Consider the following 23,425-nt stretch of genomic DNA (forward strand, 5'->3'; position numbering starts at 1 on the left):
GTCACGCCTCGCTCTGTGCGCCGGACCGTGACCGCGCCACGATCGAGGAGGCGGTGAAGTTGACCGCCAGGGTGAGCAGGAACAGCGCCAGGCCCGCCGCCATCAGCGCCGACATGCCGAAGGTCGAGGCATCGCCGTAGTGCAGGGCGATGAGGGAGGAGACGGAGTTCGAGCCGGTCTGGAGGATGTGCGGCTGGATGGTGAAGACCGGGGAGATGATCAGGTAGACCGCGATGGTCTCGCCGAGCGCGCGGCCCAGGCCCAGCATCGTGCCGCCGATGATCCCGCCCATGCCGTAGGGCAGCACGACCGCGCGGATCATGCCCCAGCGGGTGGCGCCGAGCGCGTAGGCGCCCTCCCGTTCACCGGCCGGCGCCTGCGCGAACACCTCGCGCATCACCGAGCACTGGATCGGCGCGACCATCAGGGCCACGACGATGCCGGCCACGAAGGTGGAGGCGGTGTAGACGCTCTGGGAGGCCAGCGGCTCGCCCGGCTGGGTGCCGTCGACGTGCAGGAACGGGATCCACCCGAACCAGTCCGACAGCCACCGGGACAGCCCGATCACGTGCTGCTGGAGGAAGAAGAGGCCCCACAGGCCGTAGACCACGGACGGCACGGCGGCCATCAGGTCGACCATGGAGACCAGCGTGCGGCGCAGCGGGCGGGGTGCGATGTCCGAGATGAACAGCGCGGTCCCGAGGGCCAGCGGCACACTGATGGTGACGGCCACGGCTGCGATCAGCAGGGTGCCGGTGAGCACGGCCGCGATACCGAAGCGGTGCACGTCCGGCTGCCATTCGGCGGTGGTGAGGAAGTCCCAGATCCCTCTGGTCCGCAGCGCCTGTCCGGCCCGGAGCAGCAGGAACAGCCCTACGGCAGCCATGATGGCGAGGACGATGACGCCGGAGGCCGTCAACTGGACCCGGAAGATCCGGTCCCCGAGCCCCCGGGCGGCCGACAGCTGCCTGGGCACGGGTCTTTCGGATTCCGCCCCTGCGGAACCCTTGAGCGCGGACACCACTGTGCCCCCCCTATACGGAAACGAATTGCCCCCTACACGGCTCCAACGGGTTGCCGCGCGGGTTGAGTCAATGGCCGGTTCCTTGCGCACCAACGCGTCGAACATGGAGAGCAGGTGAACTGTTCATGCCATTTCGGTGGGGGAGATGTGGGTGCCTGTGTACTGGAGGGTCAGGCGGGACGAGAGCCGTCCGGCACCCGCGCCGCCCAGGAGGCGGGCGGGCAGGGCGAGTTCGGTCAGGTCGCGTTCGCCCGGGCAGGACAGGGACAGTCGTACCACCCTGTGGCCGGACGTGGCCGGACGTGGCCGGACGTGGCCTGATGTGGCCGGATGTGGTCGGACGTGAAGAACCGTGGGGCGGGGTTCAGCTGCGGGCCGCGCGGTCCAGGGCGCTTCTGGCGGCCTGTTCGTCCTGTCCCAGCAGTGCCTTCTCCAGGCTGTGGTCGGCGCGGCGGGAGAAGCGCTCGCCCTCGGCGACGTCCTCCTTGCTCAGCACGCGTCCGCACCACTCGCCCTGGTCGCCGGTGTGGTCGTCGAAGGGCACCGCCCCGCCCTCGCCGAGGACCGCCCAGCCGCCCTCGTGCCGGCGCAGGGCGAGCAGATAGGTGTGGCCGACCTGGAGGCGGGGCGCGTCGGTCGCCATCTCCGCGACGCGGGTGCCGGAGGACCGGTAGACCTCCCAGCCGGGCGCCACCATGTCGAAGGTGGCGCCGAGGGCGTGCCGGGGCGAGGTGCGCGACCACAGCCTGCTGTCCGTCCGGAAGCTCACCAGCCGGTCCATCGCGTAGGCCACGGGCCCCTTGGCGTAGGTCCGCCGGTTCGTCTCGCGCTCCCCGGTCGGACTGGCGACGACGACGTGGTCGGCGTACGACACCCAGTCCTTCGCGGTCTGCGACGGATACAGGTCCCCCGACGTCCCGCACCCCGCCACCGACTCCAGCCCCGGCCTGCCGACCAGCACCCCGGCGACGATTCCGGCGGCGGCCAGCAGCGCGGCGGCCGGCCGCGTCGGCAGGCGCCGGGGCGTGACGGATCGTTCCCCCATGATGAAAAAGCCCCCGTGCTCTCGCGTCCCCTGTACGGCGACGGAGGTGGTCAAGATCCGCGAGCCGTGCTGATCACCTTAGGCACGGTCGAACGAAGGCGAACAACGCTCACCTCGGTCCGGCACAGAACTGTGACGCGGTCGCGGACGGCTCAGCAGCCGTCCGCGACCGGCGAGAACTCCAGCCGGGCGTGCTCGTCCGCGGCGAGGGCGTCGCCGTAGACCGGGCGGCCGACCCGGTACCAGACGTCGTCGCGCCGCTTGTCGCCGTTCACGTCGTCCAGTTCCACGCACCACTTCTCGGTGCGGACCGTCTTCCGGTAGGTCTCGGTGCCGCGGTGGACCCTGGTGCAGGACCGGTACCGCTCGGTCGTGTACCAGGTACGGGTCTTGCGCCTGCTGCCGGTCCCGCTGCTGGAACTGTGCCGGACCCGGCGCGTGGCGGTGGTGCACTTCTTCACCAGGCGGGGGCGGGTGGCCCGGGTGGTCTTCGGGGTGATGTGCCGCACGGAGTCCTTCAGCCCGCGGACGGTGTCGTCCTGGGCGGACGCGGTGCCGCCGGAGCCGGTGCCGGTGCCGGAGCCGGTGCCCGTCCCCGTCCCCGTCCCTGTGTCGTCCTGTCCTTGGGTGACGCCGTTGACGCCGTTGTCGACTCCGTTCCCGTTACCGCTCCCGTCCGAGCCTCCGGAGCATGCGCCGAGCGTGCCGATCAGAATCGCGATGGCTCCGCTCACTATGAGCCGCTTTCCGAACATGGATCCCCCCTTGAGAACCGTGCCGATCACCGCGCGGTGATTGCGCCGATTCTGCACGAGCCCCGATGCGGTGGCGAAGCAGGACGGGTATAGCGTCGCGTGGACTGTCCTGACCCGTTTCGTCCCCGACCGAAGGAGCGTGAGCCGGATGGCCGAGCTGACCGTGGGCCGGCTGCTGACGTCGTGGCAGCTCGACGTACCCGCGCTGCTGCTGGTCGTGGCCCTGGGCGGGCTGTACGGCTGGGGCGTGCGACGCGTGCGCGCCGGGGGCGGGGCCTGGTCGCCCGCGCGTTCCGCGGCCTTCGTGGTGCTGGGCCTGGGCGCGCTGGTCGTCGCGACGATGTCCGGCCTGGCCGTCTACGACCAGGTGCTGTTCTGGCCCGCGGCCGTGCAGAACATCCTGCTCGACCTCCTGGCCCCGCTCGGCCTGGCCCTCGGCGACCCGCTGCGGCTGGCGGTGGAGGCGCTGCCGGCGGGTGCGGCGGCGCGGGTCCGTCGCGCGATGACCGGGCGCGTGGTCCGCCTCCTGACCTTCCCGCTGGTCAGCACGGCCCTCGTCCTCGCCACCGAGCTGACCGTCTACTTCACCCCGTACTTCGCCACCGCGCTGCGCGTGGGCTGGCTGCACGAGCTGATGTACCTGCACCTGCTGGTCGCGGGCTGCCTCTTCGTCGTACCGGTCCTGACCCGCGAGGAGACCCTGCCGGCCTGGTGCACCCATCCGGTGCGGGCGGCCCTGGTCTTCCTGGACGGTGTGATCGACGCGGTCCCCGGGGTCGTCGTGATGACGCACGGCACGCTGATCGCCGGTGCGTGGTACCTGCACCACCACCCGTCCTGGGCCCCCGACGTCCGGCAGGACCAGCAGATCGGCGGCGGCGCGATGCTGAGCATCGCCGAGCTGGTCGCCCTGCCGTTCCTGCTGGCGCTCCTCTTCCAGTGGGCGCGGGCGGAGCGCGTCCAGACGGCGGCCCTCGACCGCCACCTGGACGAGCAGCTCGCCGTGGTCCCCGCGGCCTCCCCCGCCCCTGCGGCCGTCACGGCCGCCGCCCCTGCCACCGCGGCCTCTGCCGCCGAGCGGGTCCGCCCCTGGTGGGAGACGGAGGAGAACGAGGTGGCCGCCAGGATCCGGCGGCAGCACGGCGAGAAGTGACCGGCGCGCCCGAGCGGGTCACGCGGTCGCGAGGGACACCTCGGTCGCCTTGATCAGCGCCACGACCGGCGCACCGGCCGTCAGACCGAGATCGCCGACCGCGTCCCTGGTGATCGCCGCGGTGAGGTCATGGCCGCCGTCCACGGCGACCTTGACCGTGGCCATCGCCCCGCCGGTGGCCACGTCGCTGACCGTGCCGGGCAGCTGGTTGCGGATGGACACACCCGGCACCCGGCCGGTGGCTAGGGCGACCTCGGTGGACTTCACCATCGCGCGTACGGCCGAACCCTCGGCGAGCCCCAGCTCCCGGACCGCCTCCAGGGTGATCGCCGCGGTCAGCTCCTGGCCGCCGTCGAGCCGGACCTTCACGGTCGCCATCACCTCGCCCGGGGTGACGGCGGTGACGGTGCCGGGGATCTGGTTGCGGATGCTCAGGCTCATGGCGGGCCGCCTAACGGTAGAGGAAGAGATGGTTTGTCGGGGTTCGTCCTGATGTCGACTCCACAAGTTAGCCGGTCGGGCGCGGCGGGTCCGTCAGGCAGGGGCGGAGCGTCCGCGGGCGGGCAGGCGACCGCCGCGGCGTCCCCCGTCCGTACACACGGCTGTGCACACGCCTGTGCACACCTTCGTGCCTTCCGGCGCACAACTTCCGTACGCGTACCGCATCACCCCGGCCGCACTGGGTACGTGAAGCCCCATGAGAGTGGGCCTGGTGGACGCGGGATCGAACACGGTCCGGCTGGTGGTGACCGACGCGGCGGGCGGGGTGCCGCTGCCGGTGCACACCGCCAAGTGGAAGCTCCGCCTGTCCGAACAGGTCGGGGCCGACGGGTACTTCGGGGCGGAGGCCACCGAGCAGTTGGTCAGGGCGCTCCGCAAGGCCGTCGAGGTCGCCCGCCGGTGGGGTGCCCCGCAACCCCTGGCGTTCGCCACCGCCGTGGTCCGCAACGCACCCGACCGCGCGGCCGTCCTGCGGGCCGTGGCCGAGGAGGCCGGGGTACGGCTGTGCGTGCTGCCCGGCGAGGTGGAGGCCGAGCTCACCTTTCTCGGCGTCCGGCGCTGGATGGGCTGGCGGGCCGGGCCGCTGGCCGTCTTCGACATCGGGGGCGGCTCCTTCGAAGTGGCCTTCGGGCGGGGCCGGATGCCGGAGTTCGCGGTCTCGCTGCCGCTCGGGGCGGGCCGGCTGACCAACGAGTTCCTCGGCCACGACGGCCCGCCGACGCCGGACGAACTGCGTGCCCTGCGCCGCCGGGCCCGCCATCAGCTGCGCGACGCGACCGCCCGCATCCGCTGGGAGCACCCGCACACCGTCGTCGCCACCTCCCGCACCTTCCAGCAGCTGGCCCGGCTGTGCGGCGCGGCCCCGGGGCGGAACGGCCCGTTCGCCGAGCGGACCCTGCGCCGGGGGGACCTGCGCCGCGCGAGCGACCGGCTGGCCGCCCTGCCGGTGACCGAGCGCTCCGGCCTGCCCGGCATCTCCGCGCCCCGGGCCCGGCAGAGCCTGGCGGGAGCGGTCGTCGGCCACACCGCGATGAAGCTGAGCGGCGTCAGGAGCCTCGCGATCTGCCCCTGGGCCCTGCGCGAGGGCATCCTGCTGCGCTACCTGGAGGACGGCGCCGACTGGTGGGCCGAGTGGTGGTCCGACACCGAGACGACGCACGGGGCGAACCGGGACGGGGAGCGACGTGACGGGGGCCGGGACGGGTCGGCCGCGAACGGCGTCAGCCTGCTGCCGCTCCGGAGCGCCCCGCCGACCCGGTCACCTGAACCCTGACGGCTGGGCGCTCCGCTGGAAGCGCCGCGATGCGCCCGTCTGCCGTCTGCGGCGCCGTGGTGGCTTGTCGCGCCGTTCCTCCCCCAGCCTTCGGCCGGGGGACCCCCAGCGCTCCTGACGGGGCACTACGGCTCGCGCCCTCGATGGCGCTGCCGAACCGCAGCGGGCTTCGCCGGACCCGCCCGCTGGTCCCCTCGGCTCAGCGGCGCAGGCCCAGGGCCTCGGTGCCTGCGTAGCGGGCCTGGGGGCCCAGGTCCTGTTCGATGCGGATGAGTTGGTTGTATTTGGCGGTGCGGTCGGCGCGGGAGAGGGAGCCGGTCTTGATCTGGCCGCAGCCGGTGGCGACGGCGAGGTCGGCGATGGTGGTGTCCTCGGTCTCGCCGGAGCGGTGGGACATGACGACGGTGTAGCCGGCGCGGTGGGCGGTGGCGACGGTGGCGAGGGTCTCGGTGAGGGTGCCGATCTGGTTGACCTTCACGAGGACGGAGTTGGCGATGCCGTCGCGGATGCCGGCTCGCAGCAGGGTCTCGTTGGTGCAGAAGACGTCGTCGCCGGTGAGCTGGACGCGGTCGCCGAGCCGGGCGGTCAGGTCGCGCCAGCCGGTGTGGTCGTCCTCGGCCATCGGGTCCTCGATCGAGGCGACCGGGTAGCGGTCGACGAGCGTGGCCAGGTGGTCGGCGTGTTCGGCGGGGGTGCGGCGGACGCCCTCGCCTGTGTAGTCGTACACCCCGTCGCGGAAGAACTCCGAGCTGGCCGGGTCCATGACGAGGGTGATGTCGGTGCCGGGCTTGTAGCCGGTCTGTTCGATGGCGCGGACGACGAAGTCGAGGGCTTCCTCGGCGGTGCGCAGGTCGGGGGCGAAGCCGCCCTCGTCGCCGACGTTGACGCTGTGGCCGGCGGCGAGCAGGTTGCCGCGCAGGGTGTGGAAGACCTCGGAGCCCATCCGGACGGCCTCGGTGAAGGTGGCCGCGCCGATCGGGGCGATCATGAATTCCTGGAAGTCGAGCGGGTTGTCGGCGTGGGCGCCGCCGTTGACGATGTTCATCATCGGGACCGGGAGGAGGCGGGCGTCGATCCCGCCGACGTAGCGGTACAGCGGGAGGCGGTGGGCGGTGGCGGCGGCCTTGGCGGTGGCCAGGGAGACGCCGAGCAGGGCGTTGGCGCCGAGGCGGGACTTGGTGTCGGTGCCGTCGAGTTCGGTCATCGTGCGGTCGACGGTGGCCTGGTCCTCGGCGTCGAGGCCGACGACGGCGTCCGCGACGCTCTCGTTGACGGCGTCGACCGCGCGCAGGACTCCCTTGCCGTGGAAGCGGGCCGGGTCGCCGTCCCTGAGTTCCACGGCCTCCCTCGCGCCGGTGGAGGCCCCGGACGGGACGGCGGCGTGGCCGAGGGAGCCGTCCCTGAGTTCCACGTCGACCTCGACGGTGGGGTTGCCCCGGCTGTCGATGATCTCCCGTGCGACGACGCGGCTGATGGCGGTCACGGTGCAACTCCTCACGCCTGGCCCGCGGCTCGGTTCACCGGTGGGCGGTAAGTTCCGATTGGAAACAAAGTGAGTCTCGAAAGGGAACTTACTATGGGTGCATGAGGATGCACAACGCCGACGAGACGTGTGGCGTCGCCCGGGCCGCGCTGGTCCTGGGGGACTGGTGGAACGTGCTGGTGCTGCGGGAGGTGGCCCGCGGACACGTCAGGTTCGACGCGCTGGCCGCCGAGATCGGCCTGTCCCGGAAGGTGCTCACCGAGCGGCTCGGCGGGCTGGTCGCCCAGGGTGTCCTGCGGCGCGCCCTGTACCAGCGGCGTCCGGTGCGCTACGAGTACCTGCTCACCGACGCCGGTACGGCACTGCTCCCGGTGCTCGTCGCCATGCAGGACTGGGGCGACCGCTGGGCCCTCGGCGACGGCACCCTCACCGCGACGGCGGACGCCGACGGCGCCGAACACGCCCGCGTCCACGCTCTGCCGGGCACCCGCCTGCCGGACGGCCTCGAACTCCCGGCGACCGTCGGGACCGCACCCGGCGCGGAAGACACCGACCTCCCCCGCGCCGAGTTTCCCCACGCCGACCTCCCCGTCGTCTCACCCCGGGCCCCCGCCACCGTGCTGTTCGCCTACCCCGGCACCGGCGTCGAATGGGGCCCGATCCCCGGTGCCGCCGGCTGCACACTGGAGAACCGGCTCTTCCGGGATGCCTGGCCCGACTTCCGTCGCGCGGGTGTCGACGTACGCGGTGTCAGCACCCAACTCCCGTACGAGCAGCAGGAGTTCGCCCGCGCCGAGCGGCTCCCGTACCCGCTCCTCTCCGACGCCGCCCACCGGCTGGCCGCGGCCCTGCGCCTGCCGGTCTTCCGGGGTGCCGGCCGGCTGCGGCACAAGCGCCTGATCCTGGTCGTCGACGCCGAACGGACCGTACGGCACACGCTCTTCCCGGTCACCGACCTCCCGTACGCCGTCGAGGAGAGCCTCCGGCTGGCCACGGCCCTGCGGAACCCCGTTGCCCGGGACGACCGGGGCTGACTAGGTTCGGCCCATGGCGGATGCGGATGACGAACCCACGCGCGCGGCGCGCCTGCTCGATGCCCAGGGCAAGGCCGTACGGCTGTTCGCGGAGATCGAGGAGCGCGGGCTCGTCGTGCCCGGTGCGGGGGAGCGGGCGGTCAGCGACCGGATCCGGGACCTGGCGAACGAGCTGTTCGGCACGACCCGGCACTGGCACAAGCGGATCGTGCGCTCCGGGCCGAACACCGTGCTGCCGTACCGGGAGAACCCGCCGGACCGGGTGATCGGCGCGGACGACATCGTCTTCGCCGACTTCGGGCCGATCTTCGAGGAGTACGAGGCCGACTTCGGCCGTACCTTCGTCCTCGGTGACGACCCGGTCAAGCACCGCCTCCGCGCCGACCTCCCCCGGGTGTTCGCCGCCGGCCGGCGGTTCTTCGAGGCCGACCCGGACATCACCGGCGCGCGGCTGTACGCGGAGGTCGAGCGGCTCGCCGAGGAGGCCGGCTGGGAGCTGGGCGGCTGGCACGCCGGGCACCTGGTCGGCGAGTTCCCGCACGAGACGATCGACGGCGCCGACGTCGAGTCGTACATCACGCCCGGCAACGACACCCCGCTGCGCCGCACCGACAAGGCGGGCCGCACCTGCCACTGGATCCTGGAGATCCATCTCCTCGCCCCGGAGCGGCGGTTCGGCGGCTTCCACGAGGAACTGCTCACCCTCTGAAGGGTCCACCTGTCGTCGTGGGCCCAAGTCGCCCCGTGGCCAGGGCAGATGAGATGCCCGAGTACGATCACCACGACCTCGGTCTCTCACCGTCTCCCCGGCGCGATGGAGTTGCCATGACGACCAGCCCTCAGCCGTCCCTGCCGATAGACACCAGCAGGGCGCACCCCGCGCGGGTCTACGACTGGCTGCTCGGCGGCAAGGACAACTACCCGGTCGACGAGGCCGTCGGCGAGAAGCTGCCGCCCGAGGCTCGGGACGCCGCCCGGCAGAACCGTCAGTTCATGAACCGGGCCGCCGCGTACCTCGCCCAGCAGGGCGTCGACCAGTTCCTGGACATCGGCACCGGAATCCCGACCGAGCCGAACCTCCACCAGATCGTGCAGAAGATCGTGCCGTCGGCCAAGGTCGTCTACACCGACAACGACCCGATCGTCCTCCGGCACGCCGAGGCGCTGCTGGTCAGCCGGCCCGAGGGCGCGACCGACTACATCCAGGCCGACGTGCGCGACCCGGAGGCGATCGTCCGGCACGCCCGGCACGTCCTGGACTTCGACCGCCCGGTCGCCCTCTCCCTCATCGCCCTGATGCACTTCATCAGCGACGAGCAGGACGCCCACGGGATCGTCCGCGCCCTGGTCGACACCCTGCCGTCGGGCAGCTACCTGATCCTGTCGCACGCCGCTTCCGACGTGTACCCGGAGCTCGCCGCACAGGTCGTCGCCGAGTACGCCAAGGGCGGCATCAAACTCGCCTTCCGCGCCCGCCCGGAGGTGGAGCGCTTCTTCGACGGCCTGGACCTGGTCTCCCCCGGCCTGGTCACGTCGACGCACTGGCTCGGCTCCGCCCCCGCCCCGGCCCAGGAGCCGGACGCCGGCATCTACGCGGGCGTCGCCCGCATCCGCTGACCCGGCTCACGGCCCCGGGCCACCCCGGGCACACCGGTTCCTCGGATCGGCGAAGCCGTGTCCGTCCACTGCGCCTTCCTCGCCGGGCCCCCGCCATCGGCCTCCTGGGCCACGACATCACCGTGCTCCGCGCCCTGGCCGTCGTCGCGGCCCTGCTCGTCGCGGCCGCCCTGGTCGTCGGCAGTGTCCGCCCCCTGCCCACCACACCCACGGAGCCCGCCGACGAGCCCGACCGCCCCACCGGTGACTGAAGTCCTGCCGCTCGTACGGTGGTTGGGGGCGGCGGGGTTCCTGCGGGTGAACCTGCGGCGGTCGGCGGTCAGCGGGCCGGGACCGGGAAGAGCATGCAGCTGCTGGTGGCGTGGGCCAGCAGCCGGTCCTCGGAGTCGCGGAGCTCGGCCTGGGCGAGGGCGGTGCGACGGCCGCTGTTGAGGACCGTGCCGATGGCGCGGACCTTGCCGGTGTCGACGGTGACCGGGCGCAGGAACTTCAGCGTCAGGTCGATCGACGTGTACCCCGTGCCCTGCGGCAGCACCGACTGCACCGCGCAGCCGGCCGCCGAGTCGAGGAGCGTGGCGTAGACGCCGCCGTGGACGCTGCCGATCGGGTTGTAGTGCTCCTCGCCCGGGACCAGCACGAAGACCGCCCGGCCGTACTCGGCCTCCTCCAGGGTGAAGCCCAGGGTGGCGGCTATCGGCGGCGCGGGCAGCCGCCCGGCCAGGATCTCGCGGAGGAAGTCGAGGCCGCTGTGGTGCGGGACGGCTGCGGCGGAGACGGCGGGATCGTCCCAGCCGAACGTACGTGACCTGGACCCCTGCCCGGGGCCGGCGTCGTGCGTCAAGGCAACTCCTCGTGGTGCTTCGGTGTGGTGCTTCGGCGTCGTACTTCCGAGTGCTTCGGTGGTGTGTTTCCCGGTGCCGTGGGGGTCAGGGGCTGTCCGGGGCGACGCGGATGAGGCCCGGCCCGGCCTCGACGGACGACGCCCCGCGCGGCACGTCGTGGCCGTCGTCGCAGCGCAGCACCGCGTGCACCTCGGCGCCGCAGTCCTTGTGCCGAACGACCAGCGGGGGCCCCTGTTCGTCCGCGGCCCAGGTGTCGCCCCACTGCCGCAGCGCCGTGAGGACGGGCAGGAAGTCCCGTCCCTTCTCGGTCAGCCGGTAGGCGTACCGGGTCCGCTGGCCGGGCTCCTGGTAGGGCACCCGTTCCAGCAGTCCGGCGGTGGTCAGTTCCTTCAGGCGGGCCGAGGCGGCGGGTTCGCCGATGCCGACCCGCCGGGCGAAGTCGTCGAACCGGCGCGTGCCGAGGAACGCCTCGCGCATGATCAGCAGCGCCGTCCTGTTGCCGGCGATCTCCAGCGTCCGGGCGACGGAGCAGTTGGCCATGGACCAGGCGTCCCGGTCCTGCAGCGGGTCCTTCAGCTCGCCGTCCATCGTTCCGTCCTCCGTGCCCCGCAGCTGGCTTGCCTCATGCGAAGTCAGCCTATAGCGTCACGGCTGACTTCTGCAATCGTAAGTCAGCTGGGATCCGCGACGGCGCCGCCGACCGCCCTTCCGCTGACCGCTGTCCGCTGCCCGCAGCCCGGCTCCGAGACGAGGACACCATGGCCCCCGACGCCCCGACCCCTTCCCCCGCCCCGGGCCGGCTCAAGCCGACCGGCCGACATCCCGGCGACCCCCTCCCCTCCCATGGGACTCACCGGCCCCACCAGCCCTCCCGGCGCTCCGCGACCGTCACGCTCGTCGCCATGTGCCTGGGTGCCATGACGACCTTCCTGCTGATCACCGCGTCGGTGTCGGCCCTGTCGGCCATCCAGGACGACCTGCACGTCTCGCCGACCGGCCTGGTCTGGATCCCCTCCGCGTACACCCTGCTCGTGGCCAGTCTGGTGATGTCCGCGGGCACCATCGGCAACCTCTACGGCCGCAAGCGCGCCTTCCTCGCCGGCGCCGTGGTGATGATCGTCGGATCGCTCACGGTCTACGCCTCGGGTTCGACGGGAGGCGTGATCGCCGGCCAGCTGATCTCCGGCGTCGGCGGCGCCCTCATCCTGCCCAACAGCCTGGCCATCCTGGGCGCCGCCTTCCCCGACCCGCACCGGCGCACCGAGGTCGTCACCGCCTGGGCCGCCGCCTCCGGCATCGGGCTCGCGGCCGGTCCGCTGATCGCCGGCACCCTGCTGGGCCACTTCCACTGGAACACCGTCTTCCTGTCGACCGCCGCCCTCGCCGTCGTCACCATGGCCGCCGCCGTCTTCGTCGCCGAGTCCCGCGGCCCCGCCGGCAAACTCGACATCCCCGGCCAGATCCTGGCCGCCGTCGGTATCGCCGCCCTCGTCTACGCCCTCATCGAAGGCGGGCACGACGGCTACACCAGCCCCCGGATCCTCACCGCCTGGATCCTCGCGGCCGTGGCCCTGGGCGGCTTCGTCCTCGTCGAGCGGTCCGCCCGTACCCCCATGCTGGACATGAGCCTGTTCCGGTCGGCGTCCTTCAGCGCGGTCATGTTCGTCGCGGCCGTCTCCCTGTTCGGCTTCACCGGGGTGGCCATCCTGTCGGTGCTCTTCTACGAGCGGGTCCAGCAGCTGTCCGCCCTGGACGTGGGCTGGCGGCTGCTGGCCTTCTTCGGCGTGTACGTCGTCGTCGCCTACGCGACCGGGCGCGTGATCCGCCGTACCGGCTTCAAACTCCCGCTCACCGTGGGCTTCCTCGTCGGAGCCGCCGCCACGGCCGGATTCACCACAGTCGATCCGACCACCCCCTACGCCCGGGTGTGGTGGCTGTACGTGCTCTTCGGCGCCGCGTCCGGGATGGTGGCCGCGCCCAGCACCGCCGCCGCGCTGGTCAGCGTCTCCCACGAACACGCCGGCATGGCCTCCGGAGCCGTCAACGCCTTCCGCCAGATCGGCTCCGTCACCGGCTCCGCCCTCCTCGGCGCACTGCTCGCGAGCCGGCTCCAGTCCCGGCTGCCCGACCGGCTCGAAGCGCACCACGTCCCCCGGGTGGCCTGGCCCGCGGTCGAGCACGCCGTCGCCACGGGCACCGGCGGCCACGGGGCCACCCCGCCCCCGGTGACCGCCGCGGTCGGCGACGCCTTCACCTCCGGCGTCCACGCCGGCATGACCGTCGTCGCCGCCGTCTTCCTGTGCGCGGCCCTGGTCTCGGCCCTCCTGATACGCAACCGCCCGCACCACACCACCGCGTCGGCGAACTGAGCCGTCGTGGTTCACCCGCGGTGCGTCGTGCCCGGGGCGCGGCCTCCGGTGCTCAGCCGCGCACCGGGACGATGCCGTGCCTCCGGCGTGGTTTGGGGGCGTCCAGCATGCTGACGCCGTTGTAGCGGCGGCCCCGGAGGAAGAGCACCGGGGCGGCGACGAACGTGACGAAGACCGAGACGACGCTGACGGGGAACGCGGTCGGCAGCGACTGGCCCTCGGGCAGGGTGCGGCCGCCCTCGTGGACGGCGTAGGCGAACGCCGCGACGAAGACGACGACGCTCAGGGCGGCCAGGACCAGCAGGACGGCGCCGGTCCGGCGGGTACGGGTCTCGGTGCGGACCTCGGCCAGCAGGGAGGCGTCGCAGACCGGGCAGGTCAGTTCCACGCTCTGGGTGCCGGACGCCGGGCGGCGCACCCGGAACACGCTGTCCTTCCAGGTGATCCTGCGGGTCCTGGTGAGGATGCCGGTCGTCTTGTCGCTGAGGATGTGGCGCACCGCGACTTCGACGGTGCCCGGTATCGGTCTGCTCATGTTCCGTCGGTTCCCCTCCGTCGGCGGCCCCGATGGGGGCACGCCACACAACCAGCACAGTGTCGGGTTCGCCGCGGCGGAGATCAACAGCCCACGAAAGGCTTTGCCCCCGGCCTACGGTGCCACCGGCGTCGTAGGCGTCGGCCGTGGGAGAGCGTGCGCGGCCGCGGTGATCGCTGCCCGGGCGACGGCCGTTCCCGTCCGGAGGGCGGACACCGGGTCGGGCGCCTCGTCGAGTTCGATGAGGACCGTCCCTGCGCCCGGCGTTCGGGACATGGCCGCTGCCCAGCCCCGCCAGTCCACGGTGCCCTGGCCCAGTTCGGCCATGTACGGCTGCTGCCGGGAGTAGACGGTCTCGTCGACGGTGAGGTGTACGTCGATCGGTGCGACCGCGTCCTTCCAGTGGGCCAGGGCGATGCGCGGGGCGTGGCGGCGGGCCACGGCGACCGGGTCGCCGCCGCCCAGGGCGATGTGGCAGGAGTCGGGGCACAGCCAGACGTACTGCGGGTCGGTGAGGGCCATGAACAGGTCGATGTCCCGCTCGTACCAGAGGGTGCTGTTGGACTCGGTGTGCAGCGCGAGCCGCACCCCGTGCCGGGCGACGGCCTCGCCGACGGCGTGGGCGACGGCGGCCATCCGGTTCATGTAGGCGGCGTCGACGAAGAACGGCGGGCGGGTCCCGAACGTCCTGCGCATCGGCAGTCCGGCGACGAGGATGCCCGCGCCGGCCTCGGCGAGGAAGGCCGCGCGGCGCTCCGCGTCGGCGACGATCGCCGGGAGGCCGGCCTCGTCCCGCCAGTCCGGGGCGGCGCCGTCGGCGACGAAGGCGCTCACCACGGACAGCCCGCGGGCCGCCAGCTCGCGCCGGAACGCCGCCGCGCCGCCGAACGCGCGTACCGCCGAGGCGATGTCGCCGGGCGCGAAGGTCAGCTCGATGCCGGTCACGCCGGACTCGGCCAGCGCCGCCAGCACCCGCTCCCAGAAGGCCACGGGGTGGGCGAGGGCCCAGTCGCGCACCGCGTCCGCGGAGTCGAGCCCCCAGAAGTCGGGGTGGTAGAAGGTGATGACGTCGGTGGCGAAGCGCGGTGTCACTCGGAGCCTCCCCGGGCGTTGTAGACGGCGACCCGGTCCCCGTCGACGGCCTCCCGGTACGCGCGGAACACCGTCAGCGCCTCCTCGCGCAGCACGTCCCCCACGACCTTGATGCCGCGGGCCTCGAACTGCTCGGCCCAGTCCGCGCCGAGCGGGCCCTCGTCGAAGGTGGTGATCTCCTCCAGCTCCGGGCCCTCCCCGGCGACCACGAGGCCGCGCACCCCGGACCACAGCGTGGCGCCGTAACACTGCACGCACGGACGCCAGTTGACGACCAGTTCGTGGGCCGGGACACCCTCGCCGCCCAGGTCCCAGCCGCCGGTCGCCCGCTGGGCGAGGCCGAGCGCGAGGACCTCGGCATGGGCGCTGGAGACGCCGGAGGCCAGGACGACGTTCACGCCCACCGAGACGATGCGGCCGGTGTCCTGCTCGGCGACGAGCGCGGCGAACGGACCGCCGTTCCCCTCGCGCCAGTTGCGGTCCGCGAGCCGGTGCACGAGCCGCATCCGGTCCGCCCGGTCGGGGACGACGGCGGGCACGTCGGCCAGTTCGTCGTCGATCCACGCGGGCAGCGAGAGCCGGAACTCTCTCACGATGTCGATCATGCGAAGTCCTTCTGTCGAGGGGCGGTGCGCGCGGCGTCCCGCCGGTGAGCGGTCTGCGCGGTCTGCGCGGTGACGGCGCGGGCGGCCCGTACGGCGGTGATCGCGCCGGTCAGGGTGACGTTGGCGGCCATCGCGGTGGGGATCACGCCGTTGCCGGCGAGGTACAGGTTGTCGTGGCCCCACACCCTGCCGTCCGGGCCGCACACGCTGGTCCCGTCGTCGGCGAGGCCGGCGCGGACGGTGCCGGTCAGGTGGAGCGAGGAGCCGGGCGGGAGCAGCGCGCTCTCCGTCCCGGGATCGAAGGGACCGAACTCCTCCGCCAGCGACCGGACTTCGTCCAGCGCCCGGTCGGTCAGCAGGCGATCGGCGGCGGAGGCGGCGAACTCGACGCCGATCCGCGGCATTCCGGCCAGGTCCGTGTCCGACTCGGAGAACACCAGCCGGTTCTCCGGACGTGACTCGAACGGGACGTACAGCGAGATGCCGACCGAGTGGGCGAGCGGCCGGCCGGCCTCGTCGACGTACGTCCGGTTCATGATCTGGCCGTGGAACGGCTGCGCGGTGCCGTTGTGCGGCAGCCACAGGGAGTCGGTGCTGAACTCGCCGGGGCGCGGCAGCGGGAGGTCGTCGAGGCCGATGCCGAACCGGTCGAGGTCGAGCAGCACCTGGGCGGTGATGAAGGCGTGCTCGTTGAGCCGGCGGCCCAGGGCGTCCGGCCGGACGCCGGAGGCGAACAGCAGCTGCGGGGTGCGCAGCGCGTCGGCGCACACCACGACGGCGTCGGCGTGCAGTTCGCGTTCGGCGCCATCGATGCCGTCGATGCCGTCGACGCCGTCGGCTATCCGGCGCAGCCGGGCGCCCGTGACCCGGCCGTCCGTGACCAGGAGCCGGGTGACGAGCGTGCCGGTGACCAGGGTGAAGGCGGGGTCCGTGCCGGTCGCGAGCGCCGGGAAGATCGTCCCGGGTGCCGTGCGCGGCATGGGCCCGGCGGCCGTCGCCGCGACGGCCATGGGCATCGGCTGCGGGCGCCGGTCGGCGGGCCCGATGCCGTCGTAGCGGCGGCGCAGCACGTCGAGGACCAGGTGCCCGGTCGCGGTCGGGCCGATCGCGGCCGGGGTCACCGCGAGCAGCCGTCGTGCGGTGGCGAGGTCCTCGGCCCAGCCGGCCGGGTCCCCGAAGTCGAACACCTCGTGCCCGGCCGGCCAGGGCGTCGCGGCCGTCCAGTGCACGCCCATGCCGCCCGCGTTCCAGGCGAGCGCGGCCTGCGGCATCGCCTCGGCGTCCTCCCCGAAGGCGAGCGCGTGGTACATGCCCGGCGGCAGCGCGGTGAGGCTGCCGGGGACCTTGCGCACCACCTCGGCTCCCGTGTACATGCCCTGGATGCCGGTGGCGACCCGTTCGTTGTAGCGGGCCCACAGGCCGGGGTCGTCGAGGTCGTGCAGGTGCCGGCCGGGGGCGTCGCCGATCGGGGTGCCGGCGTCGACCATGGTGATCCGCAGCGCCGGATCGGACTCGCGCAGCAGCCGGGCCACGAGGGCGCCCATGATGCCGCTGCCCACGATCAGGACATGGCTGTGGGGGGTGTCGGTCACAGAGACTCCGTAGGTCGGTGGCGTGGGGGAGGGGAAGGGGAGAGGGGAGAGGGGGACGGGGAGGGGAGAGGGGGACGGGATCACAGGGCCGGTACGAGGGGTCCGAACAGCTCGGTGTCCATGCGGTCGAGGGCCAGCTTGACGGCGCCGACGAGGGCGGCGTCGCGGCCCAGGCAGGTGGCCCGCAGCTCGACCGCGGGGGTGCGGGCGGCGCGCAGCGCCTCGCGGACCCGGGGCAGCAGCACGTCGGCCGCGTCCTCGAGACCGCCGCCCAGCACGATCAGGGAGGGGGCGACCGTCCAGGACAGGGTGGTGAGGATCGAGGCGATGTTCGCCACCAGCTCGTCGACCTCCGCGAGCGCGGCCGCCTCGCCCGCCCGGGCGGCGGCGAAACGGGCGAGCGCGATGCTCCGGCGGTCCGGTTCCGGCGAGGTCAGCCAGGCGACCGGCCGGTGCGCGACCGAGTCCGTCGGCATGGACGAGGCCTCGATGATCTCGCCGGCCGCGCCGTCGAGTCCCCGGTGCACCGCGCCCCGGATGAGGATGCCGAGGCCGGTCCGGTTGCCGAGCACCGCCCATACGACGTTCTCGTGGTCACCGGCCACGCCGCGCCAACGCTCCGCCAGCGCACCGAGGTTGGAGTCGTTGTCCGCGAACCAGGGCATCCGGAGCCGGCGGGTCAGCTCCGCCGGCAGGTCCACGCCCTCCCAGCGGGTGGTGTGCACGAGCCGCCGTACCACTCCGTCGTCGTCGATCGCGCCGCCGCCGGCCAGCGCACCCGCGCGCAGCCGCTCCGGTGACCCGCCCGCGTCCGCCAGCGCCTCCCGCACCAGCGTCGCCACGTCGTCGAGCGAGGCCTGCGGGTCCAGGTAGCGGCGCAACGGCCGGTGGGCGCGGCCGAGGATCCGGCCGCGGACGTCGGCGACGACGGCGGACACGTCCTCCGTGGTGATCCGCGCGGCCGCCAGCAGGGCGTGCTCGGCCCGCAGTTCGTACCGCCGGGCCGGGCGGCCGGCACAGCCCCGGGTGGGCACCCGGTCCAGCTCCGTCACCCAGCCGGCGGTCAGGAGGGATTCGAGGATCAGCTCGATGGTGCGCCGGGACAGGGTCGTCCGCTCGGCGAGGGCGGTCAGTGTCGTGGGCCCGGACGACACCGCCAACGCCCGCAGGATCACGGAGGTGTTGACCCGGCGTACGGCGCTCTGGTTCATCCCGGCCATCAGCGCGCCTCCGCGTCCGACGGGGCGGCGGGGAGCGCGGGGCGCGCGGGGAGCACAGGAGGTACGGGGAGCACGGGGTCGTACCCGCCCGTGGTGTCGGCGGCGGGCGGGGCGCCGGGGCGGCCGTACTCGCGCAGCGGGTCGCCGGGGCCGCCGGTCGCCGGTGCCCAGGACGGCGGCCGTCCGTGCACGAAGCCGACCAGGTCGGCGTGGATCGGCGCGGCCAGTTCCGCGGGCGGACGCGGGCCGAGGGCCTCCCGGACGCCCGGTGCGTCGAGGAGGTCGAAGAAGAACGGGAGGTCGGCGCAGTGCGTGGCGCCGCCGGTGACGGGCGAGGGCCACTCGAAGGAGTACAGCCAGGTCCCGGCGTCGGCCTCCCGCCGGGAGCGCGCCACGCGTGGGCAGGCGGCCCGGAAGAGGGTGTCGGTGATCCGGGTGCCGGCGGCGCGGGCGGCGGACGCACCGTCCCCGCCGCCGTCGAACTCGTCGCCGGTCGACCCCAGCAGCACCGGTACGCCGAGCCCGTGCCCTGCCAGCCCTTCGGCGACGGTCACCGGCAGGATGTCGTCCCCCGTGACCGGCCCGAGCACCAGCGCCTCCCCGTCCCTCAAATCTCTTACCGTCCTTTGTAGTTGTTCGACGGGAACGCCGCCGAACCCGTCCCGCGTCGCCGGTACGCCGAGCCGTTCCCCCACCCGTTCGAGGAAGTCGCGCGCGCTGTCCCGCCGTACCTCGAAGAGGCCGCCGGAGATGCTCACCGCCTGCTGGAAGCGGCCCTCGGCGGCCGGTGACGACAGCAGTGCCAGCACCGCCGCGCCCCCGGCCGACTGCCCGGCGAGGGTGACCCGCCCGGGGTCACCGCCGAACGCGGCGATGTTCTCTCGTACCCAGTCGAGCGCCAGCAGCACGTCGCGCAGTCCGAGATTGGCCGGTACGCCGTCCAGCGGCGCGAACCCGTCGACGCCCAGCCGGTATCCGACCGTCACGGTGACGATCCCGGCGCGGGCGAGGGAACGCCCGTCGTACCAGGGGCTCGCCGGGCTCCCCGCCAGGAATCCGCCGCCGTGGATCCACACCAGGACCGGGCAGCGGTCGGCGCCGGCCGGGGCGACGACGCCCAGGTTCAGCACGTCCTCGCCCGGCACGGACGGCTCCGGGATCGTGGTCGTCGCGAACAGCGGCACCCGCTGCGCGGTGGCGCCGTGCCGGGAGGCGTCGTACGGCTCCCGGAACCGGCCGCGCGGGACCGGCGCGGCGAACCGCCGTACGCCGACGGGCGCTTCGGCGTACGGGATGCCGAGGAAGCGCCGTACCGGGCCCGTTCGGCGGCCGACGACCGTGCCCGCGGGCGCCCGCACCCGATCCGTCGCGGTCACCGCATCCCCGTTCCGGCGACACCCTGCACGAAGTACCGCTGCAGGCACAGGAAGAGGACCAGTACCGGCAGCATCACGACGATCGCTCCGGCGAGCATCAGGCCGTAGTCGGTGACGTGCGCCGCCGCCTGGCTGGTGGCGGCGAGGCCCACCGGCAGCGTGTACGTCGACATGCTCTGGGCGACGACGAGCGGCCAGATGAAGTTGTTCCACGAGTACAGGAACGACATGATCGTGATCGTCGCGACGGCGGGTCCGGCCAGCGGCAGGAAGATCCGGAAGAAGATCCGGAACTCGCCCGCCCCGTCGATCCGGGCGGCCTCCAGCAGCTCGTCGGGGATCGACAGCGCGTACTGCCGCATGATGAACACCGACAGCGGCAGCGCCAGGGACGGCAGCGCGATCCCGGTCAGGGTGTCCGCGAGCCCCAGGTCCACGGTGATCACGAACTGGGTGATGAACACCGAGGTGACCGGCACCATCAGCGCGGCCATGACCGCCCCGAAGGCCAGCCGCCGGCCCGCGAACTCCAGCTTGGCGAGGGCGTATCCGGCGGCCGACGCGGCGACCACGTTGCCGGCGACCACCATGGCCGCGACGGCCACGCTGTTGACCAGGAACCGGCCGAAGCCCTGCGTCCGGAAGAGCCGGACGAAGTTGTCCAGGGTGGCATGGTGCGGCAGCCAGGCGCCGGGGTCGGAGCGGATCTCGTCGAGGCTGCGCAGCGAGCCGCCGGCCACCCACACGAACGGCAGCAGGGTGAGCAGCGCGCACAGCACCAGCGCGCCGTACAGCAGCGGCTGGGCGAGAGACCGGCGGCGTACGGAGATCCGGTCGTCGGTGGCGGGTTCGGCGTTCTGGTACGTGGCTACGGCGGTCATGAGCGGGGCCTCAGCAGTCGGAACTGGACGACGCTCACCAGGGCCACCAGCACCAGCATCACGAAGGACGCGGCGGACGACACGCCCAGCTCGCCGGAGCCGAACTGGTGGTAGGTGTACAGCGCCACGGACTCGGTGGAGCCGAGCGGGCCGCCGTCGGTGAGCAGGTACGGCTCGTCGAACACCTGGAGGTAGAAGACGGTCAGCAGGACCGACACCATCAGGGTGGTGGGCATCAGCATCGGCAGGGTGATGTGCCTCAGCTGCCGCCACCGGCCCGCCCCGTCGAGTGCCGCGGCCTCGTACACGTCCCGCGGGAGTGCCTGGAGCCCGGCGAGGAACAGCACCATCGCGGTGCCGAAGTTGCGCCAGACGCCGAGCGCGATGACCACGGGCATCGCCAGGTGGGTGTCGTCCAGCCAGTTCGGCCCGGCCAGGCCGACCGCGGCGAGGACGCTGTTGACGGTGCCGTCCTGGTTGAAGGCGTACCGCCAGATCAGCGCGACCGCGACGACGTTGGTGACGACCGGCGCGAAGAACACCGTACGGAACACGCCGCGCAGCCGCCGGATGCCGGAGTTCAACGCGAGGGCGAGACCGAACCCGGCCGCCATGGTCAGCGGCACTCCGACGACCACGAACAGCGCGGTGTTGAGGACGTCCCGCACGAAACTGTCGTCCTGGAAGAGCCGGACGTAGTTCTCCAGGCCGGTGAAGTTCACCGCGAACGGATGCCGCAGGTCCGAGCCGCGCAGGTCGGTGAGGCTGAAGCCCAGCGCGGCGACGGCGGGGACGGCCGTGAAGAGCAGGAAGACCAGCGTGAACGGCGCGAGGAACAGCCAGCCGACGGCCGTCCGGCGGGCCGCCCTCACTTCGCTCCCGTGCCGAGACTCCCGGCGTACGCCTGCACGTTCGCCGCGGCCTTCGCCGCGCTCTCGGTGCCCTTGGCCACGGCCTCCATCTCCTTGCCGAGCCGGGTGGCGACCTGCTGCCAGGTGGTCACCCGCGGGAACGCCCGGGTGTTCTTCAGCTGGGTCAGGAAGGCGTCGAGCAGCGGCTGCCCCTTGATCGCCTGGTCGTCCCAGGCGGAGACGACGGCCGGCAGCGAGCTGTACGCCTTGTACTGCGCGACCTGGGTGGCCGGCTTCGCGAGGTACCGCACGAACTTCCACGCCGCGTCCGCGTTGCCGCCGTCCGCGAGCACGCCCCAGGTGCCGCCCGCGGAGAAGGAGACACTGCCCGAGGAACCGGCCGGCAGTGGCGCGGTGGCGACATGGGCGGCCGTCCAGCCCTCCTTCTTCGCCGCGGTGTCGAGCTGCCCGACCACCCACGGCCCGGTGATCATCATGGCCGTCTTCCCGGACACGAAGTACGGCTGCGCGTCCAGGAAGGTCGGGCCGCTCGGGTCGGCGACCTTGGAAGTGAAGAACGACGCGTTGTACGTGAGCGCGTCCACCAGTTCCGGCGTGTCCAGTGTCCACTTCCCACCGGAGAGCAGCGTCCCTCCCGCCTGCCAGGCGTACATGGCGACGTCCTGACCGTTGAAGACGTCCCAGCCGATGTCGGCCCCGAGACCGTGCCCGGCCCCGGCGCCCTGGAGCGCCTTGAGGAACGGCACCATCTGTGCCCAGGTCGTCGGCGCCTTGACGCCCGCCTTCGCGGCGAGGTCGGAGCGGTAGACGAGCGCGTAGGTGTACGCGTACCAGGGGACCGTGTAGGCGACGTCGCCGACCACACCGGCGTCCCAGAGGCTGCCGAAGAAGGACTTCGGGTCGACCAGGCCGTCCGGCACCGCCCGCAGGATCGACGGATCGAGGAACTGGGCCTGCGACTCCGGGAAGAACTGGGCGACGTCCGGCCCCTTGCCCGCGGCGATCGCCGACTGGAGCTTCGTGTAGTACTCGGCGTTCGGGATCAGCGTGAACTCGACCGTCAGCTTCGGGTTCGCGGCCTTGAACGGCTTGACGACCTTGTCCAGGACGTCCGCGTCGCCCTGGGCGGCCCAGACCTTGAGGGTGCCGGTGGCCGGGGAGTCGTCGACGGGCGCGGCGGAGGACTTCGCGGCGGTGGTGGCGTCGCCCCGGCCGCAGCCGGTGAGGGCACCGGCACCGAGCAGCGCCAGGCCGGCGGAGAGCTTCAGGGCACCGCGTCTGGAGGGGAGGGGCATTCGGGGGCTCCTGGATTTCGCGGGAAAGCAGCGATATTGCTGACTGCGAAGCTACGAAGGCCGTGTTGCACCGGAATGGCCGAGCCGTCACGAATAATTTCGGAACTTGTAGCGAAATCGCCGGGGCGAGCAGTCGCAGGTCGGCCCACTACTGTCGGGGGCATGACGACATCTCCGGCCGGCAGCGCCTTCGACTCGCTCCGCCTCGACGCCGTGTCCGACCGGGAGGAGCTGCGCCGGGTCTACGCCCTTCCCGGCGCGGCGGCCGTGCGCAAGCAGATGACCGAACTCACCAAGGAGACCCGGCGGTTGATCGGATGCTCGGCGCTGGTCCTGGTCGCCAGCGCGGACGCCGAGGGCAACTGCGACGTCTCCCCGCGCGGCGGCCCCGCCGGGTTCGTCTCCGTCCTGGACGCGCGCACGGTGGCGATACCGGACGCGACCGGCAACAAGCGCCTGGACACCCTCCAGAACGTCATCGCCACCGGACGGGCCGGGCTGCTGTTCGTCGTCCCGGGACGCACCACGACGCTCAGGGTCAACGGCCGGGCCTGCGTCTCCACCCGCCCCGAGCTGCTCTCACAGCTGACCGCCGTGGGCAAGCCGCCGGCCAGCGCGCTGGTGGTGGGGATCGAGGAGGTCTACCCGCACTGCCCCAAGTCCCTCCTGCGCAGCGGCGCCTGGAAGCCGGACCAGTGGCTGCCGGCCGACGCCCAGCCGACCTCGGCCGAGGTGACCCTGGCCCAGCTGCGCATGCCGGAACTGACGATCTCCGACATCGAACAGACGGAGGCGGACTCGCTGAAGTACCGGTACGAGTGACGCGTGGGCGACCGACCGCCGACCGCCGAACCCCCGTCT

Annotated in this window: 25 protein-coding genes; 8 read left to right on the forward strand and 17 right to left on the reverse strand. The window is 72.9% G+C overall.

The window, feature by feature from the left end; genetic code table 11:
* Position 1: 1 nt before the first annotated feature.
* The 4 genes from pstC to ACGF5O_RS39610 form a co-directional block, all read right to left on the reverse strand.
* On the reverse strand, positions 2-976 hold the full coding sequence (gene pstC / locus ACGF5O_RS39595; protein WP_393814779.1) for a phosphate ABC transporter permease subunit PstC: 975 nt from the start codon (positions 974-976) through the stop codon (positions 2-4).
* Between the two features lie 171 nt (positions 977-1,147).
* Entirely contained in the window at positions 1,148-1,303 is a 156-nt protein-coding gene (locus ACGF5O_RS39600) for a hypothetical protein (protein WP_393814780.1), read from the reverse strand.
* 85 nt (positions 1,304-1,388) lie between these two features.
* A complete protein-coding gene (locus tag ACGF5O_RS39605) occupies positions 1,389-2,069 on the reverse strand; it encodes a hypothetical protein (protein WP_393814781.1) in 681 nt (226 codons plus the stop codon).
* Between the two features lie 152 nt (positions 2,070-2,221).
* The gene (locus ACGF5O_RS39610; RefSeq protein WP_393814782.1) at positions 2,222-2,824 is read right to left on the reverse strand and encodes a hypothetical protein; all 603 of its coding nucleotides are present in this window, start codon (positions 2,822-2,824) and stop codon (positions 2,222-2,224) included.
* Positions 2,825-2,972: 148 nt separating this feature from the next.
* Here ACGF5O_RS39610 and ACGF5O_RS39615 point away from each other — a divergent pair, with 148 nt between their 5' ends.
* Entirely contained in the window at positions 2,973-3,977 is a 1,005-nt protein-coding gene (locus ACGF5O_RS39615) for a cytochrome c oxidase assembly protein (RefSeq protein WP_393814783.1), read from the forward strand.
* Between the two features lie 18 nt (positions 3,978-3,995).
* Here ACGF5O_RS39615 and ACGF5O_RS39620 read toward each other — a convergent pair whose 3' ends face one another.
* The gene (locus ACGF5O_RS39620) at positions 3,996-4,418 is read right to left on the reverse strand and encodes a molybdopterin-binding protein (protein ID WP_393814784.1); all 423 of its coding nucleotides are present in this window, start codon (positions 4,416-4,418) and stop codon (positions 3,996-3,998) included.
* 256 nt (positions 4,419-4,674) lie between these two features.
* On the opposite strand from ACGF5O_RS39620, the gene ACGF5O_RS39625 reads away from it, so the two are divergent.
* Positions 4,675-5,751, forward strand: coding sequence for a Ppx/GppA family phosphatase (locus tag ACGF5O_RS39625; RefSeq protein WP_393814785.1), 1,077 nt, complete (start codon positions 4,675-4,677; stop codon positions 5,749-5,751).
* Between the two features lie 199 nt (positions 5,752-5,950).
* Here ACGF5O_RS39625 and eno read toward each other — a convergent pair whose 3' ends face one another.
* Positions 5,951-7,234, reverse strand: a complete 1,284-nt coding sequence (eno, locus tag ACGF5O_RS39630) for a phosphopyruvate hydratase (RefSeq protein ID WP_393814786.1) — start codon at positions 7,232-7,234, stop codon at positions 5,951-5,953.
* Between the two features lie 101 nt (positions 7,235-7,335).
* Here eno and ACGF5O_RS39635 point away from each other — a divergent pair, with 101 nt between their 5' ends.
* The 4 genes from ACGF5O_RS39635 to ACGF5O_RS39650 all read left to right on the forward strand — a co-directional run bounded on the left by ACGF5O_RS39635 (position 7,336) and on the right by ACGF5O_RS39650 (position 10,136).
* Complete coding sequence (locus ACGF5O_RS39635) at positions 7,336-8,268, forward strand: winged helix-turn-helix transcriptional regulator (protein WP_393814787.1); 933 nt, start codon at positions 7,336-7,338, stop codon at positions 8,266-8,268.
* Between the two features lie 13 nt (positions 8,269-8,281).
* Positions 8,282-8,977, forward strand: coding sequence for a M24 family metallopeptidase (locus ACGF5O_RS39640; protein WP_393814788.1), 696 nt, complete (start codon positions 8,282-8,284; stop codon positions 8,975-8,977).
* A gap of 116 nt (positions 8,978-9,093) precedes the next feature.
* The gene (locus tag ACGF5O_RS39645) at positions 9,094-9,885 is read left to right on the forward strand and encodes an SAM-dependent methyltransferase (RefSeq protein WP_393814789.1); all 792 of its coding nucleotides are present in this window, start codon (positions 9,094-9,096) and stop codon (positions 9,883-9,885) included.
* 122 nt (positions 9,886-10,007) lie between these two features.
* On the forward strand, positions 10,008-10,136 hold the full coding sequence (locus ACGF5O_RS39650; RefSeq protein ID WP_393814790.1) for a hypothetical protein: 129 nt from the start codon (positions 10,008-10,010) through the stop codon (positions 10,134-10,136).
* Between the two features lie 68 nt (positions 10,137-10,204).
* On the opposite strand, the gene ACGF5O_RS39655 is transcribed toward ACGF5O_RS39650, so the two are convergent.
* Positions 10,205-10,726, reverse strand: a complete 522-nt coding sequence (locus tag ACGF5O_RS39655) for a PaaI family thioesterase (RefSeq protein ID WP_393814791.1) — start codon at positions 10,724-10,726, stop codon at positions 10,205-10,207.
* Between the two features lie 85 nt (positions 10,727-10,811).
* The gene (locus ACGF5O_RS39660; protein ID WP_393814792.1) at positions 10,812-11,315 is read right to left on the reverse strand and encodes a winged helix-turn-helix transcriptional regulator; all 504 of its coding nucleotides are present in this window, start codon (positions 11,313-11,315) and stop codon (positions 10,812-10,814) included.
* Positions 11,316-11,629: 314 nt separating this feature from the next.
* Here ACGF5O_RS39660 and ACGF5O_RS39665 point away from each other — a divergent pair, with 314 nt between their 5' ends.
* On the forward strand, positions 11,630-13,096 hold the full coding sequence (locus ACGF5O_RS39665; RefSeq protein ID WP_393814793.1) for an MFS transporter: 1,467 nt from the start codon (positions 11,630-11,632) through the stop codon (positions 13,094-13,096).
* Between the two features lie 52 nt (positions 13,097-13,148).
* Here the strand turns inward: ACGF5O_RS39665 and ACGF5O_RS39670 are convergent, their stop codons facing one another.
* The 9 genes from ACGF5O_RS39670 to ACGF5O_RS39710 all read right to left on the reverse strand — a co-directional run bounded on the left by ACGF5O_RS39670 (position 13,149) and on the right by ACGF5O_RS39710 (position 22,564).
* Entirely contained in the window at positions 13,149-13,631 is a 483-nt protein-coding gene (locus ACGF5O_RS39670; protein ID WP_393814794.1) for a hypothetical protein, read from the reverse strand.
* 114 nt (positions 13,632-13,745) lie between these two features.
* Positions 13,746-14,723, reverse strand: coding sequence for a sugar phosphate isomerase/epimerase family protein (locus ACGF5O_RS39675; protein ID WP_393814795.1), 978 nt, complete (start codon positions 14,721-14,723; stop codon positions 13,746-13,748).
* Complete coding sequence (locus ACGF5O_RS39680) at positions 14,720-15,328, reverse strand: nucleoside deaminase (RefSeq protein ID WP_393814796.1); 609 nt, start codon at positions 15,326-15,328, stop codon at positions 14,720-14,722. The genes ACGF5O_RS39675 and ACGF5O_RS39680 overlap by 4 nt, the downstream gene beginning before the upstream one ends.
* Entirely contained in the window at positions 15,325-16,920 is a 1,596-nt protein-coding gene (locus ACGF5O_RS39685) for a GMC oxidoreductase (RefSeq protein ID WP_393814797.1), read from the reverse strand. Before ACGF5O_RS39685 ends, ACGF5O_RS39680 begins: the two co-directional genes overlap by 4 nt.
* 80 nt (positions 16,921-17,000) lie before the next feature.
* The gene (locus ACGF5O_RS39690; RefSeq protein WP_393814983.1) at positions 17,001-18,131 is read right to left on the reverse strand and encodes an ROK family protein; all 1,131 of its coding nucleotides are present in this window, start codon (positions 18,129-18,131) and stop codon (positions 17,001-17,003) included.
* An 8-nt stretch (positions 18,132-18,139) separates the two neighbouring features.
* Positions 18,140-19,516, reverse strand: a complete 1,377-nt coding sequence (locus tag ACGF5O_RS39695; RefSeq protein ID WP_393814798.1) for a carboxylesterase family protein — start codon at positions 19,514-19,516, stop codon at positions 18,140-18,142.
* Complete coding sequence (locus ACGF5O_RS39700) at positions 19,513-20,397, reverse strand: carbohydrate ABC transporter permease (RefSeq protein ID WP_393814799.1); 885 nt, start codon at positions 20,395-20,397, stop codon at positions 19,513-19,515. The genes ACGF5O_RS39695 and ACGF5O_RS39700 overlap by 4 nt, the downstream gene beginning before the upstream one ends.
* Positions 20,394-21,269 (reverse strand): carbohydrate ABC transporter permease, encoded by an 876-nt coding sequence (locus tag ACGF5O_RS39705; protein ID WP_393814800.1) that lies wholly within the window; start codon positions 21,267-21,269, stop codon positions 20,394-20,396. Before ACGF5O_RS39705 ends, ACGF5O_RS39700 begins: the two co-directional genes overlap by 4 nt.
* Positions 21,266-22,564, reverse strand: a complete 1,299-nt coding sequence (locus ACGF5O_RS39710) for an extracellular solute-binding protein (RefSeq protein WP_393814801.1) — start codon at positions 22,562-22,564, stop codon at positions 21,266-21,268. The genes ACGF5O_RS39705 and ACGF5O_RS39710 overlap by 4 nt, the downstream gene beginning before the upstream one ends.
* A 162-nt stretch (positions 22,565-22,726) precedes the next feature.
* Between ACGF5O_RS39710 and ACGF5O_RS39715 the strand changes: the two genes are divergently transcribed.
* Positions 22,727-23,386 (forward strand): MSMEG_1061 family FMN-dependent PPOX-type flavoprotein, encoded by a 660-nt coding sequence (locus ACGF5O_RS39715; protein WP_393814802.1) that lies wholly within the window; start codon positions 22,727-22,729, stop codon positions 23,384-23,386.
* Positions 23,387-23,425 lie beyond the last annotated feature (39 nt).

Source organism: Streptomyces sp. NPDC048291 (assembly GCF_043201715.1).
Classification (GTDB): Bacteria; Actinomycetota; Actinomycetes; order Streptomycetales; family Streptomycetaceae; genus Streptomyces.

What these genes read in the sequence shown, in the direction of transcription:
- ACGF5O_RS39605 (WP_393814781.1), bottom strand. Translation starts at nt 2,069, where the DNA reads ATGGGGGAACGATCCGTCACGCCCCGGCGCCTGCCGACGCGGCCGGCC.
- ACGF5O_RS39610 (WP_393814782.1), bottom strand. Translation starts at nt 2,824, where the DNA reads ATGTTCGGAAAGCGGCTCATAGTGAGCGGAGCCATCGCGATTCTGATC.
- ACGF5O_RS39615 (WP_393814783.1), top strand. Translation starts at nt 2,973, where the DNA reads ATGGCCGAGCTGACCGTGGGCCGGCTGCTGACGTCGTGGCAGCTCGAC.
- ACGF5O_RS39620 (WP_393814784.1), bottom strand. Translation starts at nt 4,418, where the DNA reads ATGAGCCTGAGCATCCGCAACCAGATCCCCGGCACCGTCACCGCCGTC.
- ACGF5O_RS39625 (WP_393814785.1), top strand. Translation starts at nt 4,675, where the DNA reads ATGAGAGTGGGCCTGGTGGACGCGGGATCGAACACGGTCCGGCTGGTG.
- ACGF5O_RS39635 (WP_393814787.1), top strand. Translation starts at nt 7,336, where the DNA reads ATGAGGATGCACAACGCCGACGAGACGTGTGGCGTCGCCCGGGCCGCG.
- ACGF5O_RS39640 (WP_393814788.1), top strand. Translation starts at nt 8,282, where the DNA reads ATGGCGGATGCGGATGACGAACCCACGCGCGCGGCGCGCCTGCTCGAT.
- ACGF5O_RS39645 (WP_393814789.1), top strand. Translation starts at nt 9,094, where the DNA reads ATGACGACCAGCCCTCAGCCGTCCCTGCCGATAGACACCAGCAGGGCG.
- ACGF5O_RS39660 (WP_393814792.1), bottom strand. Translation starts at nt 11,315, where the DNA reads ATGGACGGCGAGCTGAAGGACCCGCTGCAGGACCGGGACGCCTGGTCC.
- ACGF5O_RS39665 (WP_393814793.1), top strand. Translation starts at nt 11,630, where the DNA reads ATGTGCCTGGGTGCCATGACGACCTTCCTGCTGATCACCGCGTCGGTG.
- ACGF5O_RS39670 (WP_393814794.1), bottom strand. Translation starts at nt 13,631, where the DNA reads ATGAGCAGACCGATACCGGGCACCGTCGAAGTCGCGGTGCGCCACATC.
- ACGF5O_RS39680 (WP_393814796.1), bottom strand. Translation starts at nt 15,328, where the DNA reads ATGATCGACATCGTGAGAGAGTTCCGGCTCTCGCTGCCCGCGTGGATC.
- ACGF5O_RS39690 (WP_393814983.1), bottom strand. Translation starts at nt 18,131, where the DNA reads ATGAACCAGAGCGCCGTACGCCGGGTCAACACCTCCGTGATCCTGCGG.
- ACGF5O_RS39700 (WP_393814799.1), bottom strand. Translation starts at nt 20,397, where the DNA reads ATGACCGCCGTAGCCACGTACCAGAACGCCGAACCCGCCACCGACGAC.
- ACGF5O_RS39710 (WP_393814801.1), bottom strand. Translation starts at nt 22,564, where the DNA reads ATGCCCCTCCCCTCCAGACGCGGTGCCCTGAAGCTCTCCGCCGGCCTG.
- ACGF5O_RS39715 (WP_393814802.1), top strand. Translation starts at nt 22,727, where the DNA reads ATGACGACATCTCCGGCCGGCAGCGCCTTCGACTCGCTCCGCCTCGAC.